Source organism: Bacteroides sp. OM05-10AA, from assembly GCF_003439055.1.
GTDB lineage: Bacteria > Bacteroidota > Bacteroidia > Bacteroidales > Bacteroidaceae > Bacteroides > Bacteroides intestinigallinarum.
The window spans coordinates 44,191-64,616 of record NZ_QSUR01000015.1 but is presented as its reverse complement, the minus strand read 5'-3'; the positions used below and the strand labels follow the sequence as shown (position 1 = coordinate 64,616).

The window sequence follows — 20,426 nt, the reverse complement described above, 5'->3', positions numbered from 1 at the left end:
ATGAATATCCGGAACTTGTTTACTTTGCCTACAAATGTAGGGAATTTATCATAGATATGCATACTCTTACATATTTTTTATTCCGGGTGTACCTCCGGTTACATGTTTTGATGAATGCCAATTTTTATTGAGAGAAGGTAACTCCGGGGATTTCTTTTCGAGTGAAACGCCGGTTGTCTTTTCTGATGTATGCATCTCATCTCTGAAACAGCAAGTGTCAAAAGTATGCCCTACTGCTGTCTCTTTACTGCTTGAAAGTGCCAGATAACCTCCATCATTACTTAAAGCAGGGAAGTTGGGTACTATAATTAGAGTTTCTCCTCCGACTTTATGCTTTTGAACTACCTTGTTGAAGTATTTGGTGAAACAAAGATACCCTTTGGACGGAATATCAAGAGGGATGGAAGTTTCTTCCTTTTGAAGGGTAGTAGTACTGTATATTGTACCATCTTTATACATCTTATAGAGATAGAGGGCTGTTACGCTGATTGTTGTTTCGGTCGGATTATAGATTTCTATATATTCTGCTCCATCACTCGCATTATCATACATTATTTCATTGAAAAGAAGCATGCCTCTCACATCTTCCGGTAATTCAGGGGTATCTGGATTATCCGGTATGTCTGTTCCGGGTTCTTCAGGCGTTACGTCGGGCGTGGTGGTCGTTTCTACGTCATTAGACAATCGTATGTGGTGGAATATGAATCCTTTACAACGGCTTTTGGTATAGATGCAGTATATACCGCAGCAAAGAGAAGTTGGTATATCTATATCTTTCACTTGCTTCTCTTTTACATATTCATTCTCGGATTCGAGACGTGTCCAAAAGGTCCAGTAACCGTTATTGTCACATTCTACTTTGATAAATAGTTTAGGTGAATTATTACCTTTCATCAGTTCTCTACCTGAAGCCAGTAGTTTGGAACCGTCTTCATTTTGGCGGTAAAGAGCTATATTATCTTTGGAACCTCCAATTTGAATATAATAACCGTTTAGTTTATCGGAAAGCACATTGGAGGAAGAGGTTAGATAAAACCGTGCATAATTGTTGGCGGAAGGGTTGAAGGTGAGGTGAACTCCAAATTCCCAACGGGTATTTTTTACCGAAGTAGACGGTATAGTGACATAAGCCGTTCCGGCATCTTCTTGTAGATCATTCAGGTGAATTCCTTCTTTAGCATTGATGGTGAACTTATCAGTTTCTCCTTCCCAAGGAAGTTCGGAGGTAACTGTATCTTCTCCTTCTGAATCTCCTTTTTCTTTGTCATCAGTAGGGAGCGAACAATTATAGAACAATATGATGAAGATACTTAGGAAAGCAAATGCTTGGTAAATTTTCATACGGTTTTTAATTTGAGTTTTTTCGTTTTACCGTATTTGTTTGTGTATAATGCAGAAGCAATTGCGGTCTGAATGTTTGAATGAGTCGGCAAAGATAAACTTTCTTGCCGGAAAAAGCCCATACTTACAGAAGAAAAGATTGTAATTCTTTTTGTTTCTTATACATGTATGGGAAGAAAACAGTGAGGGACTACCCAAAGTCATATTTAATAGATTGACTTTTGATAGTCCCTTGCAACTGTTACATTCAATATGGGAATACTATTCGAAACGTGGCATTACATATTTATCAGTATAAGATGTGAAAGTAATACCAGGTATGGAATGAGTAGACGATGCGTTCTCTAATTTTTTAATCAATGAATAATCGTCAGCATTCAATGCATAATAATTATCAGAGGTTGGAGTAGTCACACGTACCGTCCAATCGAACATATTACCGATGATGGTTAATGCATCCGTTTCGGGATTGAATACAGGAATTCCTGTTTTCACTACTTCGTATGTCCGGTTCTGCAGTACGTAGAAAGCATTGTTGACATCGGTCATGAACGCAAGTGTTTTCTTATTTCTGAACTCTGTCAGATACAGATGTTCCAGTGTCAGTCCTTCAGGCAAGGTGATGGCACGAACATACGGACGCCCTTTCACCTGTTTCAGATGAAACAGACGGCGGTCGGCATCCAACAGAAGATAACCTTCGTCATACTCCTTTTTCACCGTAGGATTTCCTACGATCTCCGTTGCCGGGAAACGAAACTCCTTTTTAGTCATAGCTTCGGTAAACTGAAGACTCTTGTCTTCCTTTACGCTGTTGGAGGCCATGTCGATAAATTCGATTCCTTTGGAGGTGATGCGGAATACGTCATCCGGCATTTTCAGGTCTACACGTCCTGACATGGATTCCATCAGAGGATAAAGTCCGATAGAAGGCGCATTGATATCCGAAGGAACACTACGGAAGTTGAAGTTCTCCGTCTGTACCATTTTGGGGGTTACTGCTATCCCTTTAATGGTATCCGGAAAACGCTCATCGGACATCAACTGACGAAAATAAAACATAGGCAGGATACTGTCGAAAGCTGCTTCCGAATAAATATTTCCTGCCAGGTCGCGACGCACACTTCCTTTTCCCTCTTCCTGTCCCATTTGTGCGAAATCGCCAATTACGAAACTGTACAGGGTAAAGGGAGTCTTCTCCGGCTTTACGACAAAGAAATTGTAGCACCAGGGCAACTGCCAAAGAAGCAGAAAAGCGATGGTTACATATAATAATATAGTACTGAAACGTCTCATTACTCAATATTTTAATTTTTAGTCTTTAATTTTTAATTGTTCCTAGTCCTGTTTTCCGGCCTTGAATCGTACGATAGAAAGCCACGAGAAAGAAGCTGTCAACAAAGTATAAACCACTAAATAAGGGAGGAACTTGTTATATGCTTCCGGTGTGGGCGACAGAAAGAAGATTCGGAGTAATAATATTGCGATAATGAGATTCAGAATACGACGTTTCCATGCCGGTTCGAGGCAGATCCATGCCACAAGCAGGTAGCCGGAAATCCCGGCAAGATACCACGTTAAAGCGGTGAGCAATATGTGGTTCTTCAGTTCATGGGCAAGTATTCCATTCAGGTATACTTCCATCAACAGAAAATTGGAAGCGAAGCAGACAAATAGCAATACTAATCCCGAAAGCAGCATATTACCTGTCATCTTCAGCTCCGGATAAGGCAGATGGAGAGTCAGTTTCAGGCATTTGCGCTGCATTTCGGGAACAAATTGCACAATAGCCATCAAAATTCCCGCAATCAGAGGGATATATTGCAACATATCAATGAAGATGACATCTCGTTGCAGCATCACTTCCCACACATGAGCAGCCCCTTTCATTTCTACCACCCGGTTGATGCGGAGCATACAGTAGCCTGTAAAACCAAGTGTGGCGAGCACGGCAAGTAGAAAATACCACCGTGTCTTTATCCATTCTTTATAAAATATAGCGTACATTGTTTTTATCAATTATCAACGATTCTAGTATTTGCCTGTCAGGCCGATAAATGCATCTTCCAGATTTACCTGCTCACTATGAAAATTAGTGTAGGGTACTGACATGGATTTCAGTTTTGTTTCTGTTTCTGCCGGTTGAAGGAAGGAGAAAGTCTCCAACTGGTTCCGCATGACAGAAGGATGATAGAAATCATCGGATGCGGGAAGTTCGTAGCCTTCGGGAATAGTGAAGGTGTAGCGACGTCCTTTTTCCAGTAGTTCGGCGATTGGTTTCTGAATCAGTATCTTTCCGTAGTCCATGATGATGCAGTCATCAACAAGCCGTTCCATGTCCTGAATGATATGCGAGGTCAGAAAGACGGTTTTTCCTTCTGAACGGGCGTAGTCGCGGAGATAGTCGACAAATAGGCGACGATAGCCGGGATCGAGTCCGAGAGAGAAATCATCCAGTACGAGAAGTTCCGGGTTCTGTGCGAGAATCAGTCCGAGGGCTACTTGTGAACGTTGTCCGCAGGACATACGCGAGATACGTTGACCGGTGGCTACTTTCAATTTATTCATCAGTTCGTAGTAGGCTTCCTTTTTCCATTGACCGGGGTAGAAAGCTGCGTAGAATTTCTCTATCTCGGTGATGGTCATGAATTGGTATTGCACGTGACCTTCGATGAGCAGTCCGATATTGCGACGCAGAGCCGGTGCCATTGTCTGTATCTCCTGTCCGAAGATGCGACATTCTCCCGAACGGGGTTTCAGGTAACCGCTCAAGATATTGATAGTGGTGGTCTTGCCCGTACCGTTCTTTCCCAACAGTCCCAGGATGCGTCCTTTGGGTACTGTGAAACTAAGATTTTCGTAAATCAACCGTTTGCCGTAATAGTGCGTCAGGTTGTTACATTCGATAATATGTTCCATTTGATTTTATCTGTTATTCTATTCAAAAGAAGAAAAGGAAAAGAATGGGAATCAAGATTCCGATAATTAGTTCGATTCCTCCTCTGCCGATAATACCCTTATTTCCTTTCAGCATGATGATGCCGGAGAGAGTAATGATAATAAGAGCGATAGCGAAAATATCAGCAAAGTAAGTCCACCATTGTCCCGGGTTGTAATGTAAGCGGGACATTGCTCCAATAAGCGGACGGCGGGTGACGGATTCATACACCGCTTCCCCTGTCTTCACATCTACCAGGAGGTTGGAGCCGCCTTTCAGGAATACTTTCATTACGTCCGTTTTCGGGAAGTAATGTTTGGTATAGTTGCCGCTTTCTCCTAATGGTTCCAGGAGGGTGAGCACTTTCTCCTTATTCATTCCTGCTTTATCCGGTAGCTTTTCTGCTATCTTATACTCTTTCCGTGTGATGGAGAAGTTCGGGTTAATCGTGTCACGGTGATTCATTACAATTCCGGAAATGGCATATATCAATACCATTCCGGAAAAGAAAAATGATAAGTCACGGTGTATGAGTCGACTCCACTTGCGGATGTTACTACTCCACTTCATACGAGTTAGCTTCCATGAAATAGAAAGATAAATACTCTTTTCCTGTTTCTGCCTTGCGGTCGGCTATTTTGGCACGGAAATCTGCAATGCGGGCTTCGGGGCTGTTGGCTGTTTCGCCACGTGCTTTCTTTTCAGAGTCGCATCCGGCTTCACCGGTTCCGTGTTTCTCGGCAGCCTGTGCTTTGAGTTGTGCTTCCCAGTTCTGGAGATAGGCTTCGTCAATGCGTTGTTCTTTCAGTGTTCCGGTAACACGAACGATAGAGTTTACACATTTAGGATCGAATGCTCCCAAAGTTCCTGCTTCTACACGGATCACTTGGGTATCGTCGCTACCCATCAGGAAGATTTTCTTTGCTCCATGTTTGCAGGTGTGTGTGCAGACGCCTTCAATGGTCACTTCTTGTCCTGCAAGGCTTTCGGCATTGGCAAGGAGAGAGTCGATTTCCAAAGCGGAAGATGCAGACTGTTCTGTAGTTGCTTCTGATGCGCTTTTCTGTTGTTTGTTACCACATGAAGTTCCGATAAAAGTCATTGCCACGATGGCAATTGCGATTGTTAGCTTTTTTGTTTTCATTGTTCTTGCTTCGTTTTTATATAGTTTGTAATCTGTTTATCGTTTGTTTATAGCTTATCATAGTTCGCCTTACGGGTGAGGAGTCTTAACCTTACTTGGGACTTTGAGTTTCATGCCGGGAAACTGTTGTTTCCTCACCGAGAAACTGTTGTTTCCCCGTAGGGGAACTAAAGGTTTCCCGGTGCGAAACAAATGTTAGCCCTTTAGTTGCCGGCTTGATCCCTTACGCAACGAACTTGCATACCGGCTTTAATGCTGACATAAGATAATGATAATCTGCCTTCCGGATACTTGGTTGCATTGATTGTACTCATTAATCCAAAGAACTGTATATTGGTAAGTACTCCGCTAGTGCTATTGTATATAGGTTTGTAGGCAGTCGAAGTCATATAATAATTCATTGCCGGTTTTCCATGCCATGCAGCTTGAATATTGGCATCATCCGCTATCGCAGTTTTTTGATAACTGCCGGCACCAGTAAGACTTGTTGCCATACGAACACCAGAGAATTGGTAATTGAATTCTGCATCATTCAGTGCTGATATTTTGGCGCCATCATAAGTTGCATCATAAAAAAGAGCTTTATCACCATCAGCCGGTACTTTGCCATCGACATCATTTGTAGTCTTTCCTACCAGATTAAAGTACTCCAGACGTGTCGGTATGTGCCATCCTTTCGGGCAGATTCCTTGTGCTCCTTCAAAGGAGGTCAGATTACTTTCTGTGATTTCCTTACCACCCAGTGCAGCTTGGAAATCATATAGATAACCTAATTCTTTTATGGCACTTTCTTTTGTTGTAGCTACGGTTGCACCGTCGGCTGTAATTTCATACGGATACCAAACATGGCTATCAGCAGTTGGATCGGTAGACGGTGTCAGTCCTTTCGGTAAGTAAATAAGTGGTTCAGCCATCCATGTCGTACCGTTTGAGAGAGTTACAGTCTTATATTTCACATTGTCATACAGGAAATAGTTCTGATCGAGATGTTCCTCGAAAGAAATCTCATTATCAGCTCCGATTTCGCCCTCATCTGTCCAATTTTCAATGTCACCACTAAGTTTGACTTCTATATCGTCAGGTAACACGCGAATGTTCACACTGTATTGTCCTCCTTGTGCCAAAGTGGTAGACGTGAGCTTCTGTGACAAGGTTTTGCCGTCAGATGTGGCTACTTCAAGCGTCAAGGCTACTGTTTGGGGAACGATAATAGCGCGGTATGTCTCATTGGCTTTAATGGCTTGTGCAACAATGCTTGTAGCAGAGGCGTTTGCATCAGCAGTCACTGTGAGAGCACTCAAATCAAGAGTTGCAGTCGGGATAGAACCTTTCAATGCAATGGACGAGATGTTAGCTTCTACTTCCTTTGTTACATTAATTACTAATTTAGTAAACATGTGTTTGAAGTTCATGCTTATAACGTTGGTAGTCGGAAGTACATCCGATTTCTTTGCTGCCATAAAATCTGATGCTCCGTATCCGGTAGTCTGATCGGTTTCTACAGTAAATGAAGCCGGAGTATTGCCCTCTTTATAGGGATAATAGGCTACTATTTGCGATTTGTCATTTCCTTCCGGGTACCAGAGTAAATCACCTGCAAATATTCCGTTACTATATGTCATCTGCTTATTCTCTGCATATACGAAGTCACCGTTTTGGGTGATTGTAACACCGATTTTATCTCCGGTCTCAAAGTTAACTTCCGTAGCACGTGTAATAATAGGAGAGATAGTAATGCGACTGTTTGCAGGAGTCGTAGCTTCGTTCTCCTCTTGTTGGCAAGATACCAAAAGTGCTGCTGCAAAGATAAATGTCAAACTCTTTTTCATTGCTTAATAATTTAGTTTATATATATTCATTGTTCTCAAAAAGTATATCCTAATTTGATAGTCTCGTTCCAACGGTTCGAACCATCTATATATTGCAGGTTGAAACCGTGCGTATAACTACCCTGTACTTCCGCATAAATTCCATAGTTGAAATGATAGCGCAATCCGAGATGAAATGTAGCTTGTGGGGTAGTTGCATATTCATTTTTCAGATTGTAATAATCTGTCAGCCGATAAGGCGGATCACCCGGTTCCGTATCTGTTGCCGTAGTCCTGTTTTTCTCGGTAAAGTTTCCTATGGCAAAGGATGCAGCCGCTTTCAGGTCGAGTTTCCCCAGATGAAATACACCGGAGATATAAGTCTGGCTACAAATCATCTTTTCCGAAGCCACATAAGGATACATCTGTGTGGTCAGTCGTCTGAATGTTGATATATTCGTTCCCAGGCGAAGTTCCGTGCGGGGACTAATCCATTCATATTCGGGATGGACAGAGAAAACATCCTGCTCAAAAATACGATTGGAACCGTGTACGTGAGTGGTCGTTATCCCGTTTACCGTTTCCTTGGTTATCACATTCTCATTGTTGACCAGATGTGACCATTGCAAGTTCAGTCGTAGAAAATGCTCTTTCTTTCCCTGTTTGAAATGATAACTCAAATGGGAGGTAATCCGGTGGGTTGGAAATTTAAACCAGATAGCATCCCTTTCACCGGCAGAACCTGAAGAATAGGTGTATTCAGCATCTCCGTAAAATCCTTTCCATTGAAGTTGCAAGGCTCCCCCGTTCGACAATTCTTTGATGGGGAAACCGTTGACACCCGATTCACTAAGATGGATTCCACTCCCGTCCCATGCCTCATAAGCTCCATACATAAGTCCTTTATCCAGAAAAGCATTGTAAGAGTTTTCGGCTGTACCGATGACTTCTGCTTTTACTGATTCGCTATTTTTGCCGAGAATATAGGAAAAGCCGATCGCCATATCTCCCGAATGATACATGATGCTGGGGGCTATTTTCAAATCCAGTCGGTAATTGGTATGCCGCAAGTCCTTTCGTTTGGAATAGTTGGAAGCGGCAAAGTCAATCTTTCCTCCTAATCGCCAGTTGGGGGAAATATCAGTTGCAATACCACCCATGAAAGCGTAAGTTTGCAAGTCTTTACGTCCGGGTGTGAACTCCAGGAGGTCTACGGGATAAAATCCCGGGTGGATAAACATCGAACCGCTCATATCCTTGCCTGAAGTATGATCGAATGAGAATGAACCCGTCAGTGAATAGCCTTTCAGATGAGTGATGGACTTTGCTACCGCTCCGGCACTCCATGCTTCTTTTGCTTCGTAATAGTTGCGGAAATCACCGTGGTTATTCTTTCCATACAGTTCGGCATAGGAAGCGGAAATACTGTCCATCATGATGCCTGTGACATTTGCCCCGGCATTCCAGGAGTTACGCCGTTCGATGATGTCATAAGTCTGTGCCGAAACTCCGGATGTCAGACATAGGATCCAAAGACCTGTTATATATATTTTCTTCATCTCACTCATGCAAAGATTGTTTTTCCCGTTCATAAAAATCGGTAGAAGAGTTGTTTGTATCTACCAGTACTTCGTAACCCGCTTCCTGTGTCGCTTCTTCATCCACATGACGGTATAAACTGCGTCCGTTGTATGTGGCACTTTGAGTGACATATCCCGCATCGATGGATGGAGAAATACGCTTTTTATTGTTGGAAGAACCGCCATAATATACTTCCGTGCCATCAATCACCCAATCGAGTGGTACCGCTATCACCTGATCCGTAGTGCTTCCCGGTTTTTGTATGATGCTTCCCTCTTTAAGAACAAAGTCCTGTATCGTGGTATCCTTGGCTTTAAAAATAACCGCGGCAGGAGAAAATATCGAGAATGAATAGGCGTTCGCCTGGCCAGTCTTCAACACTACGTTCAGGTAATGATCCGGTGTGATCTGGTCGCCCGGAGCCGGATGATACTGTGTGTTCGGAAAATAAACATTATTATAGCATACAAAATATCCGGGTTTGTTCAGGTTGACAGATTGCGGATATTGTGCCGCATGGTCAACCGCTCCGTTGATGGCAATCACTGCATCTTCTCCCGGCTGAAGTGGGAACGTTTTACCGGTACCGCCAAATTGCCAGATGCACTGAACGATGGGAGCGAAGTCCTTGAAGATGGTTGCTCCGGTTGCTTCATCCTGTGTCACCCATACATTAGTGGCTTGTGAATTGTAAGGGTCGAGTGCTCCGAAGCATAAACTATCCAGATATTGCACTTCCGAGTCGTTATTATGCAGGATAATGTACTTGTCGGACTGATAATTTCCTTCCAGCGGTAACTTTGTGCATCCTCCGCAGTAAATCTCTTTAATAATGATCGTCCCGGCCTTGGAATGAATGAGCGGGAGATTAAAAGACATGTCTCCGCTGGTTAGTTTGACATTATCAGCTAATCCGTTGAAAATATCCTTTCCGTCTTTGTCGCTGACTTGTACGCGGTATATACCTTTGGTCAAAGAGAATTGTGCGACTCCATTCTTGTCGGTTTTAGCCTTGTAAGAATTCCCACGGTCGACATCTTCAATCTTTACGGTCACTCCTTCCCGGAGATGCTCCGTGTATCCGTCCGGATATACGGCAGTAACCTGCAGGCTGTGCAACTGGTTGTCATACGGATTCTCTTTATCGATATCCGTGCATCCTGCAAAGATGCCAGTCACTGTTAGTAATAATATGTAGATGGATTGCTTCATATAGTTAGAATTTGATACGGCAAGTAAGTCCATAATAGAAATCCGGGGTGAAGAGAGCGCTTACACCCGTTGCATGAGATTTTACATAAGGCCGTGAGTTGGTGAAATTAATCGCATTGAGAGAAAGAGATACATAGTCTCCAATCTCTTTAGTGATATTGATATTGGCAGAAAAATAAGGATCATATCCGTCTGCTGCAAATGTATAGGCATTGCCCGATTTACGTATCAGATAGGAAAATTCCGGATTCGCGGCTTCCGCTGATGTGAAAGGATGCATCTCATTATTCAGGTCGAGGTATGCCACCGGCCAGATGGCAGTATAAGAGTCACCGTCATAGATGCTTCCCCCGGTTTGGGTATTACTGCTTTCGCTCACATTGAAAGCATATTCTTTTCCTTGATACTCGGAGATGTTCTGAGAACGCTTCACAAGCGAAGCTTCCAGTCGGCACGAGATAATCAGTCTGGCTTTCGGAATACGGGTGATGGCTGTGATATTGGCATCCAGTGAGTGGGTACGCTTGCCGTTGGCGTAGATACCTACATATTGGTAAGAACGATTGGCAAGACTGGTGTGCGACCATCCATTCTGATAATAATACGATAAAGAGTTGTCGATGTATTTCGTATAAGTATAAGCGGCATCTACCCGGAATTGCGTGCGAATCGGGGTAATTTCCGGGAAATCAACAATCATTTCCGCTCCGCGACGAATCACGTCCATTCCATTATCGGGAGACGTTGACTTTACAAAAGTCTGGTCGGTCACTTTGACATCCATAGGAGTCCAGTAACTAGATGCATTGTCGCGTATGTAAACCATCCCTGTTTGGTTATCTACATTGATTTGCGGGTTAGTCGGCATCGTGAATCCATCCGGCAATTGGAGCACATCGTAGGAGAACGGAGTATAAGTACTTGTGTACTTATACGGCAGCTTGGTGCGGTTGAAATAACCGACTAATGAAATCCGGGTACGGGCGATGTTGACGTCCAGACCGATTTCTGCGTTCTGATTCCGTTGCCAGCGTAGGTTTTCATTGTGCAATAACGTGTAGGGCTGACTATAATATATATAAGATGATTCAATCTTATTATAAGAAAAGCCGAAAGTCTGTATATCCCGATATTCCTGTTTGGGATACAAGGTATAGAAAGAGGGAAGTTTTTCGGTAATTCCCCAGCCGCCACGGATAGCGATATATTCGTTCAACTGCCATCTGGCATTGAAACGTGGAGACAGAGTATTCAGATTTTTATATTTCGTTCCCTTGATAAACAAATGTTCCCAACGTACCCCTGCCATCAGTCTAAGCATGGTATTTCCCACAGGAAATGAGAGACTTTCTTCTGCATAAAGTGAAACATTATGCATATATGGATAAGTAGTGTAAGGACGGGGACGATAACCGTTCGGAGCCAATGCTGGGTCTTTGTAATATTCTCCTTCGCCCACATTGCCTGTTGCTTTCCATTGAACGCCCGCTTTCAGGTTGCTGTTTACAGTCTTAAATCGTCTGTTCCATTCATATTTTAACGATGCGGCATAATCCAGTTCTTTGGAGTCGATGATTTGGTCGGCAAAGTAAGTATATGGCAGTTTGTTTGCCATAAAATATCCTTCCTCTGTGGCATGAACAGCCGGTTGCTCCGATGCATACGAGTAGAACGTATGCGCGTGGGAGTTGTTATCATTGTAGTATATTGATGCGTCGAACTTAAGGTTGGTTATCCACGATTTGTTGAGCAGCCAGGCCAGTGAAGTGTTTGCCCGGAATACGTTATCTCTCACTTTGTTGTATTCTCCCGAATAGGCATCAGGATCATCTTTGGTATTCATTCCTCCGATATTGCCTGTAACACCGATGTCGAATCTCAATACGTTGCGGAACGTGTTGCTATATCCGGCAGAGAATCCCCTTCTTGTATAAGAAGAATAGGGAGATACCAACTTTTGAGTAGCCTTGGTCCACTCACCGTTTATGTTGATGACACCTTTATCGTTTCCTAAATCCAATCCTTTAGCAAATGAAACCTGTTCGGTGCGAGGATTGATAGACAGCAATATGTTCCAGGGTGTTTTCCCTTTCCGGGTGTGAATCTTGACCATACCACTATTCAAGTCTCCATATTCTGCCGAAGGCACTCCGGTGATGACTTCCACCGATTCAATATCTGCAACAGTGATATTCCGGGTATCCACTCCGCTCATATTGCCAAACGAACCATTGTTTCCAATACGAACTCCATCCACTTCTACGGCTGTTCCAAATGCGGCATTACCGGCTGTTGAGCCTCCGTCACGTAATGAGAAGATATGATTGACGGTAAGATCCGGTACTTTGGTCTTTCCTCCCGGAAGGAGAGCGGAGATATCGCTCACGTTGGACACCTGTAGATGTTCCAATGCATGATTTCCGATAGTGAGCGTCGTGTTTAATTCATTCTTGGGTGCTTGTGCAGTAACGACTACATCATCCAGTGCAAGTGTATTTTCTTTGAGTATGATAGGAAAGTTATTGATATTGCTGCGTACATTTACGGGAATTGTTGCCGGTACATAACCAAGAAAAGAGACCTCCAGATTATATTTCCCCTCCTGTACTCCTTGTATCATAAATTCTCCTTTCTGATTGGAAACGGCCCATAAATAGGTGCCTTTAATGAGAATAGAAGCACCGGGCAGGGGGGAATTCGTTTTTGCCTCGGTCACACGTCCCGAGATTGTATAGATGTTTGAATTAGCTGCGGCCTCAAATAAATTGAAAAATAGTAGCCCCCAAAATGCTATATTAAAAAGACAATACTTCATAGATAAGTTTTGCGCAAAATTCGATAAAAACCGAGTTTGTATCAATCGCTATAAATAGTTATTTTGGCAAATCCTGATACCTACAACTAGTGACTCATTACCTGCGAATAGGTATTTTTTCCCTAATTGCAGCTTGGAGAATAAAAAACCGGCTTGCATTGCGATTACTATCACATTGCAAGCCGGCTGATTTATTGGGCTTATCTATAGTTGTCCGGATATTATTTCCAGTCCGCTATATTAGACATTTTTTACTTTAATCAGATATTCGGCAATCTGAACAGCGTTCAGGGCAGCCCCCTTCTTGATCTGGTCACCTACAATCCAGAAAGTCAATCCGTTTTCGTTTGTCAGGTCTTTGCGGATACGGCCTACGTATACCGGATCTTTACCTGCCAGGAACAACGGCATCGGGTATTCTTTTTCGGCAGGATTGTCCTGCAGAACCAGACCTTCACCGTTAGCGAATGCTTCACGAGCCTCTTCTACGGAAATCGGACGTTCAGTTTCTACCCAAATACTTTCAGAGTGAGCACGTAATGCAGGAACGCGTACACAAGTTGCACTAACTTTTACGTCAGAATGCATGATCTTGCGTGTTTCATTATACATTTTCATCTCTTCTTTCGTATAACCGTTTTCTGTAAACACGTCGATCTGCGGAATCAGGTTGAAAGCCAACTGATAGGCAAACTTCTCTACAGTCACAGGTTCGTTTGCCAATACCTGACGATATTGTTCGTACAATTCGTCCATGGCAGCGGCACCCGCACCACTTGCTGCCTGATAGGTAGACACGTGCACGGTTTTTATATGAGAAAGCTTTTCGATGGCTTTCAGTGCAACTACCATTTGGATAGTCGTACAATTCGGGTTGGCGATAACGCCGCGCGGACGTTCCAATGCATCCTCTGCATTTACTTCAGGCACCACCAAAGGCACATCGGCATCCATACGGAAAGCGCTGGAGTTGTCGATCATCACAGCACCATACTTGGTGATTGTTTTCTCGAACTCCTTAGATGTTCCTGCACCGGCAGAAGTGAAAGCAATGTCTACCCCTTTAAAGTCATCGTTGTGTTGTAAGAGTTTCACCTCGATCTGTTTACCGCGGAAAGTATATGTTGTTCCGGCACTACGTTTAGAACCGAACAAAACTAACTCGTCCATCGGGAAGTTTCTCTCATCGAGCACGCGCAGGAACTCTTGTCCTACGGCTCCGCTTACGCCAACAATAGCTACTTTCATCTTTTTCTTTTGTTAAATTGTGAATATTGAATTTCTCTCCTTATCCTGTCGAATAGAAAAGATTTGGCTGCAAAATTATAACAATTTAGCATATAAACATCGATTTTGAGAGAAATATTTCAGTTTTTCGGCGGATTACTCATGCTTCCGTATAGTTGGACGTGGTTATTGGAGTAAAATGACCATTAGACATTCATTGGATTCTGCAAACTTTTTTGTTCCTTTGCAGAAAATTCCTAAAAAACACAGCCTATGAACCTGTTTGATCTCAATTTAACGCTGCCGATTTCTGATCCGACCTGGGTGTTCTTTTTGGTACTAATTATCATTCTTTTTGCTCCGATGATTTTGGGGCGTCTCCATATACCTCATATTATAGGCATGATTCTGGCGGGTGTGCTGATTGGCGAACACGGCTTTCATGTGCTCGACCGCGACAGTAGTTTTGAACTGTTCGGCAAAGTAGGACTCTATTACATCATGTTCCTTGCCGGTCTTGAGATGGATATGGAGGACTTTAAGAAGAACCGGACGAAAAGTTTCGTGTTCGGCTGGCTCACCTTTCTGATTCCTATGGCGTTGGGAATATGGAGTAGTATGAGTATGCTGGGATATGGTTTTCTCACGGCGGTGCTGTTGGCAAGTATGTATGCTTCCCATACCTTAATTGCTTATCCTATTATTAGCCGTTACGGATTGTCTCGTTTGCGCAGTGTCAATATCACCATTGGTGGTACTGCTGTCACCGTCACCCTTGCTTTGATTATTCTTGCTGTCATAGGAGGCATGTTTAAGGGAACTGTCGATGGCTGGTTCTGGGTATTTCTTGTGGCAAAAGTGGCTTTCCTCGGATTTCTGATTGTGTTCTTTTTCCCCCGTATCGGACGCTGGTTCTTCCGGAAGTACGATGACAGCGTGATGCAGTTTGTATTTGTGCTGGCGATGGTTTTCCTCGGAGGAGGATTGATGGAATTTGTAGGAATGGAAGGAATCTTAGGAGCTTTCCTGGCGGGCTTGGTATTGAATCGCCTGATTCCTCATGTATCTCCTTTGATGAACCGGTTGGAATTTGTGGGAAATGCACTGTTTATTCCCTATTTTCTGATTGGCGTCGGAATGATTATTGATGTAAGAAGCCTGTTTACCGGAGGTGAAGCATTGAAAGTGGCTATTGTGATGACAGTGGTGGCAACCTTTAGTAAATGGCTGGCTGCCTGGATCACACAAAAGATCTATCGGATGCAGTCGAATGAACGGAGCATGATATTCGGTTTAAGTAATGCGCAGGCCGCAGCTACACTGGCAGCAGTGTTGATCGGTCATGAAATCATTATGGAGAATGGAGAACGGTTGCTGAATGATGATGTATTGAACGGTACGGTAGTGATGATACTTTTCACTTGTGTCATCAGTTCTTTGGTAACCGAACGTTCGGCACGTCGTTTTGCTCTGGATGAAAATGTGCAGGCGGAAGAAGAAGCTAAGAAAGTAAATACGGAACAAATCTTGATTCCGGTGGCTAACCCGGAGACGATTGAAGATTTGATTAATCTGGCTTTAGTAATAAAGGATGCCAAGCAGAAAAATGCATTGGTGGCATTGAACGTTATCAATGACAATAATAGTTCGGAGAAGAAAGAGCAGCAGGGTAAACGTAACCTGGAAAAGGCTGCCATGATTGCCGCTGCTGCCGATGTGCCTGTTACAATGGTGAGCCGCTATGATTTGAATATTGCTTCGGGGATTATTCATACAATCAAGGAGTATGAAGCTACGGATATTGTGATCGGTCTGCACCGGAAAGCAAATATTGTCGACTCTTTCTTCGGACATCTGGCCGAAAGTCTGTTGAAAGGTACGCATCGTGAAGTGATGATTGCCAAATTCCTGATGCCTGTTAATACCCTGCGTCGAATCAATATTGCCGTTCCGCCAAAGGCCGAATATGAATCGGGATTCTCTAAATGGGTGGAACACTTCTGCCGTATGGGAAGTATCCTGGGCTGTCGGGTGCATTTCTTTGCCAATGAGCGTACGTTGATGCGTATTCAGCAACTTGTGAAAAAGCGACATGCAGGTACCCCGACGGAATTCTCCATATTGGAGGAGTGGGAGGATCTCTTGCTGTTGACAGGGCAGGTGAATTATGACCATTTATTGGTAGTTATCTCTGCCCGTCGCGGATCTATCTCTTATGATCCCTCTTTTGAACGTCTCCCGGCACAATTAGGAAAATATTTCTCTAATAATAGTTTGATAATCCTGTATCCCGACCAGTTTGGCGAACCGCAGGAAATTGTGTCATTCTCCGATCCTCGTGGACATAATGAGTCTCAACATTATGAGAAGGTCGGCAAATGGTTCTATAAATGGTTAAAGAAAAACTAATGGAAAGATACGACTGGCAACAGAGAACGGAACTCCTGTTAGGGGAGGAAAAGATGGAACGCATCCGGAACGCGCACGTATTGGTCGTGGGACTGGGTGGAGTAGGTGCTTATGCCGCCGAGATGATTTGCCGTGCAGGTGTCGGGCGGATGACGATTGTAGATGCCGATACAGTGCAGCCCACCAATATGAATCGTCAGTTGCCGGCCATGCATTCCACACTTGGGAGGACGAAAGCGGAGGTGTTGGCAGCCCGTTATAAAGATATAAATCCGGAGATTGAGCTGGCTGTCCTGCCTGTTTACCTGAAGGATGAAAATATACCGGAACTGCTGGATGCCGATAAATATGATTTTATAGTAGATGCTATTGATACGATCAGTCCGAAATGTTTTCTGATTTATGAAGCGATGAAACGTCATATAAAGATAGTTTCCAGTATGGGAGCAGGGGCGAAGAGTGATATCACCCAGGTTCGTTTTGCTGATCTTTGGGAGACGTATCATTGCGGTTTGAGTAAGGCTGTGCGGAAGCGTTTGCAGAAGATGGGAATGAAACGGAAACTTCCGGTGGTATTCAGTACGGAACAAGCCGATCCGAAAGCAGTATTGCTGACGGAGGATGAACAGAATAAGAAATCGACATGTGGAACAGTTAGTTATATGCCGGCCGTGTTTGGGTGCTATCTGGCTGAATATGTCATTAAACGATTATAAGGCTATGATGATAAAACTAGAAGGGATTATGAAGAGTTTCGGCTCATTACAGGTGTTGAAAGGCATTGATCTGGAAATCAACAAAGGAGAAGTTGTTAGTATTGTAGGCCCGAGCGGTGCGGGTAAAACTACGTTATTGCAGATAATGGGCACTTTAGATGAACCGGACGCAGGGGTGGTACAGATTGACGGAACAGTGGTGAGCCGGATGAAAGAGAAAGAACTATCTGCATTTCGTAATAAGAATATTGGTTTTGTTTTCCAGTTTCACCAACTACTGCCGGAGTTCACGGCATTGGAAAATGTGATGATTCCCGCCCTAATCGCCGGAGTATCTTCGAAGGAGGCGCACGAACGCGCAATGAAGATTCTGGATTTTATGGGACTGGTTGACAGGGCTTCTCATAAACCGAATGAATTGTCGGGAGGCGAGAAACAACGGGTAGCGGTAGCGAGGGCTTTAATCAACGATCCGGCAGTTATTCTGGCAGACGAACCATCCGGTAGTCTGGATACACATAATAAAGAAGATTTACATCAACTGTTCTTCGATTTGAGAGACCGGCTAGGGCAGACTTTTGTCATTGTGACGCATGACGAAGGGCTTGCCAAAATTACGGACCGGACCGTTCATATGGTGGATGGTATGATTAAAAAAGATTAATTAGAGAACCTAATTTCTAAAAATGTATACCAAAAAGGTAGAGCCTTGCAAGTGTTCTATCTTTTAGCTATATATTTATAGTCGCTTCTCTACGGAAGTCTGTGAAGATGATAGTAGAGTGTTTGTTTTGTTTGTGTGTGATGCATTCTTGTCTGGTGTGATAGGAATGCATCTTTTTTTTATTAATTATAACAAATGTAGGGCTCTAGCCGTTCAAGATCAATAGGAGTGAACTCCTCGTAGAGAGATAATTGCTTCAGACTTTTTAAGAATCCTTTCTTTTTCCGATATTCTATGATAACCTTTGCTTGGTAGTAGTTTATGTATGGATGATGCATCATTCGTTCCATACCGGCTTTATTTACATTGATGCGGCGTGTCTGATGGGTGTCAATGGAAAACCACGGACGGAGTTTCTCTGCCTTTAGATGAATCTCCTGTAACTGCTCTATCTGGAAAAAGCCTCCCAGCCGTTCGCGGTAATTCACAATCATCCGGGCAATGCTGCTTCCGATTCCCGGGATCTTCTTCAGTTCGGTGGTATCTGCGGAGTTGAGGCTGATGATAGTTCCCGGGAGATATTTCACAAGGGTGTCCCGTTGTATGCTTGGTGTGGTTAACAATCGTACCGTGTCTTTATTTGTCGAACTGAAATCTTCTGTAATTTGTATATAAGGACGAAGAGTCCGGTATTGTTCTTCCGTGAGTCCATATATCTTTCGGAAATCTTCTGGGTGGCGGAATTTACCTTGTTTATAGCGATAGTGCAGGATATTCTTTATCATCCAGGATGGCAATCCAAGCGAAAGAAAAGTAGTAGAGTCCGCGATGTTCGGATCGAACACCGCAAGTTTGATTTCCCTTTGAGGGGATGATTGAAAAGAATGACCGGACTTTTGGTGAGGTTGGGTTTCCCGGAGGGAGGAAATAAAGTCGTTGTATTCCTTATCGAACTTCTCGTTCTCTCTGCAGTCGGTATCTTCAGCGCGTGTGAAAAAGGAGAAGAGCTTAGGGGTGGCATATACTCCTAAAATAAGAACGACAAGGACGATAATGCCTTGTCGTTCAGTTTTAGTATAATAAAGGAAGTCTTTCCACATTATAGCTTGATTAATCCCAGTTCATTGATAAATATCAGTGAGATGGCGATTGGGGCGATATATTTTAATATAAAGATAATGAGTTTGTATACCGGTACCTTTAATGAACCGTCATTGGTAATCTCCGACCATACAATCTTCTTGTCCAGATACCATCCGGTAAAGAGGGAGATGCACAATCCGCCTAGTGGTAACATGATTTTAGCTGTTACAAAGTCGAAGAGGTCGAACATGCCCAGTCCGAAAACGGTAAATCCTTTCATGACTCCCAGTGATAATGAGCAGAATATTCCGAGAAAGACACAACCGCCGGTGACTAATCTTGCTGCTTTTCCACGGGAGAGGTTGAACTCCTCATGTAAATAAGCGGTTACTACTTCGTGCAAGGAAATAGTAGAAGTTAAAGCAGCCATTGCCAACAACGCGTAGAACATGACAGAGAATATATATGCCAGTATGGGAACTCCGCTAAATGCCTGTTGGAATACATTAGGCAGGGTGATAAAGATCAGACTCGGACCAGAATCAGGTTGTATGCCTACGGAAAAAGCTGCCGGGAAGATGATAAATCCGGCTAGTATCGCCACAAAGGTATCAATGATTCCTACGCTGAAAGCTGTTTTAGTCAGGTTGGTTTCTTTGCTGAAATAGGAGGCGTACGTACAAAGGCATCCCATTCCCAAACTCAATGAGAAGAACGCCTGTCCCATGGCACTCAAAAATACATTTCCGTCCACTTTGCTAAAGTCGGGCTTGAGCAGGAATTCGATACCTGCACCGGCTCCCGGCAGAGTGACCGAGCAAACAACCAGTATGAGGATGATGATAAACAGGGTGGGCATCATGATCTTGGAGGATTTTTCGATTCCTTTTTCTACCCCTTTCACAATGATGAAATGAGTAATCAACAAGAATGCCACCAACCATACAACCGGTCTCCATGGGCTGCTGGAGAATTGTTGAAAAGAGGATATGAACTCTCCGGAGGTTTTTCCGGCAAAGCCATTAGTAGCAGCCTCAAAAATATATTCGAGCGTCCATCCTGCTACTACAGCATAATAACTAAGTATCAGGAAGCCTGCCAATACTCCCATGCGTCCTACCCAACGCCAATGTGTTCCAGGCGCTAATTTCTGATATGCTCTAGCTGTGTTAGCTCTCGAACGACGTCCTATCAGGAACTCGGCAATCATAATAGGCAATCCCAGGAGAAAAATGCAACCCAGATAGATCAATATAAAAGCAGCGCCTCCATGGTTTCCTGTTTCATAGGGAAACCTCCATATATTACCCAATCCGACTGCAGAGCCGGCAGAAGCGAGTATGACCCCTAATTTACTGCCGAAGTTTGCTCTATCATTTTTTGCCATAAATCTTGTTTTATCTTACAAATCGTTATAAAATATACGTATTAAAGTGCAAATATAGAAAATGATACTTATATTTGCACGAAAATTGTAACATTATTTAG

Annotated in this window: 16 protein-coding genes; 3 read left to right on the top strand and 13 right to left on the bottom strand. The window is 43.4% G+C overall.

Annotated features, from left to right (window positions below):
• Positions 1-66: 66 nt before the first annotated feature.
• The 11 genes from DXB58_RS13330 to DXB58_RS13280 form a co-directional block, all read right to left on the bottom strand.
• Positions 67-1,341, bottom strand: a complete 1,275-nt coding sequence (locus DXB58_RS13330; protein WP_122137046.1) for a lamin tail domain-containing protein — start codon at positions 1,339-1,341, stop codon at positions 67-69.
• 261 nt (positions 1,342-1,602) lie between these two features.
• Positions 1,603-2,637 (bottom strand): DUF4857 domain-containing protein, encoded by a 1,035-nt coding sequence (locus DXB58_RS13325; protein WP_122137045.1) that lies wholly within the window; start codon positions 2,635-2,637, stop codon positions 1,603-1,605.
• A 42-nt stretch (positions 2,638-2,679) separates the two neighbouring features.
• On the bottom strand, positions 2,680-3,348 hold the full coding sequence (locus tag DXB58_RS13320) for a hypothetical protein (protein WP_122137044.1): 669 nt from the start codon (positions 3,346-3,348) through the stop codon (positions 2,680-2,682).
• A 24-nt stretch (positions 3,349-3,372) separates the two neighbouring features.
• The gene (locus tag DXB58_RS13315) at positions 3,373-4,260 is read right to left on the bottom strand and encodes an ABC transporter ATP-binding protein (RefSeq protein WP_122137043.1); all 888 of its coding nucleotides are present in this window, start codon (positions 4,258-4,260) and stop codon (positions 3,373-3,375) included.
• 22 nt (positions 4,261-4,282) lie between these two features.
• Positions 4,283-4,849: a PepSY-associated TM helix domain-containing protein gene (locus DXB58_RS13310; protein WP_122137042.1), complete on the bottom strand. Its 567-nt coding sequence runs from the start codon at positions 4,847-4,849 to the stop codon at positions 4,283-4,285.
• Entirely contained in the window at positions 4,836-5,423 is a 588-nt protein-coding gene (locus DXB58_RS13305) for a hypothetical protein (RefSeq protein WP_004322225.1), read from the bottom strand. Before DXB58_RS13305 ends, DXB58_RS13310 begins: the two co-directional genes overlap by 14 nt.
• 203 nt (positions 5,424-5,626) lie before the next feature.
• Complete coding sequence (locus DXB58_RS13300) at positions 5,627-7,252, bottom strand: fimbrillin family protein (protein ID WP_117935592.1); 1,626 nt, start codon at positions 7,250-7,252, stop codon at positions 5,627-5,629.
• A gap of 35 nt (positions 7,253-7,287) precedes the next feature.
• Positions 7,288-8,799 (bottom strand): DUF6850 family outer membrane beta-barrel protein, encoded by a 1,512-nt coding sequence (locus DXB58_RS13295; protein WP_122137041.1) that lies wholly within the window; start codon positions 8,797-8,799, stop codon positions 7,288-7,290.
• A complete protein-coding gene (locus tag DXB58_RS13290; protein WP_122137087.1) occupies positions 8,792-10,024 on the bottom strand; it encodes a DUF4876 domain-containing protein in 1,233 nt (410 codons plus the stop codon). The genes DXB58_RS13295 and DXB58_RS13290 overlap by 8 nt, the downstream gene beginning before the upstream one ends.
• Positions 10,025-10,028: 4 nt before the next feature.
• Positions 10,029-12,839: a TonB-dependent receptor gene (locus DXB58_RS13285; protein WP_122137040.1), complete on the bottom strand. Its 2,811-nt coding sequence runs from the start codon at positions 12,837-12,839 to the stop codon at positions 10,029-10,031.
• 240 nt (positions 12,840-13,079) lie between these two features.
• Positions 13,080-14,087, bottom strand: a complete 1,008-nt coding sequence (locus DXB58_RS13280; protein ID WP_122137039.1) for an aspartate-semialdehyde dehydrogenase — start codon at positions 14,085-14,087, stop codon at positions 13,080-13,082.
• 252 nt (positions 14,088-14,339) lie between these two features.
• Between DXB58_RS13280 and DXB58_RS13275 the strand changes: the two genes are divergently transcribed.
• The 3 genes from DXB58_RS13275 to DXB58_RS13265 are packed head-to-tail and all read left to right on the top strand — an operon-like array spanning position 14,340 to position 17,855.
• On the top strand, positions 14,340-16,475 hold the full coding sequence (locus tag DXB58_RS13275) for a cation:proton antiporter (protein WP_122137038.1): 2,136 nt from the start codon (positions 14,340-14,342) through the stop codon (positions 16,473-16,475).
• Entirely contained in the window at positions 16,457-17,191 is a 735-nt protein-coding gene (locus DXB58_RS13270; RefSeq protein WP_122137037.1) for a ThiF family adenylyltransferase, read from the top strand. Before DXB58_RS13275 ends, DXB58_RS13270 begins: the two co-directional genes overlap by 19 nt.
• Positions 17,192-17,198: 7 nt before the next feature.
• Positions 17,199-17,855, top strand: coding sequence for an ABC transporter ATP-binding protein (locus DXB58_RS13265; RefSeq protein WP_122137086.1), 657 nt, complete (start codon positions 17,199-17,201; stop codon positions 17,853-17,855).
• A 182-nt stretch (positions 17,856-18,037) separates the two neighbouring features.
• On the opposite strand, the gene DXB58_RS13260 is transcribed toward DXB58_RS13265, so the two are convergent.
• Positions 18,038-18,955 carry a helix-hairpin-helix domain-containing protein gene (locus DXB58_RS13260; RefSeq protein WP_122137036.1) on the bottom strand — a complete coding sequence of 306 codons (918 nt, stop codon included), beginning with the start codon at positions 18,953-18,955 and terminating at the stop codon, positions 18,038-18,040.
• A complete protein-coding gene (locus tag DXB58_RS13255) occupies positions 18,955-20,325 on the bottom strand; it encodes a sodium-dependent transporter (protein WP_122137035.1) in 1,371 nt (456 codons plus the stop codon). Before DXB58_RS13255 ends, DXB58_RS13260 begins: the two co-directional genes overlap by 1 nt.
• Positions 20,326-20,426 lie beyond the last annotated feature (101 nt).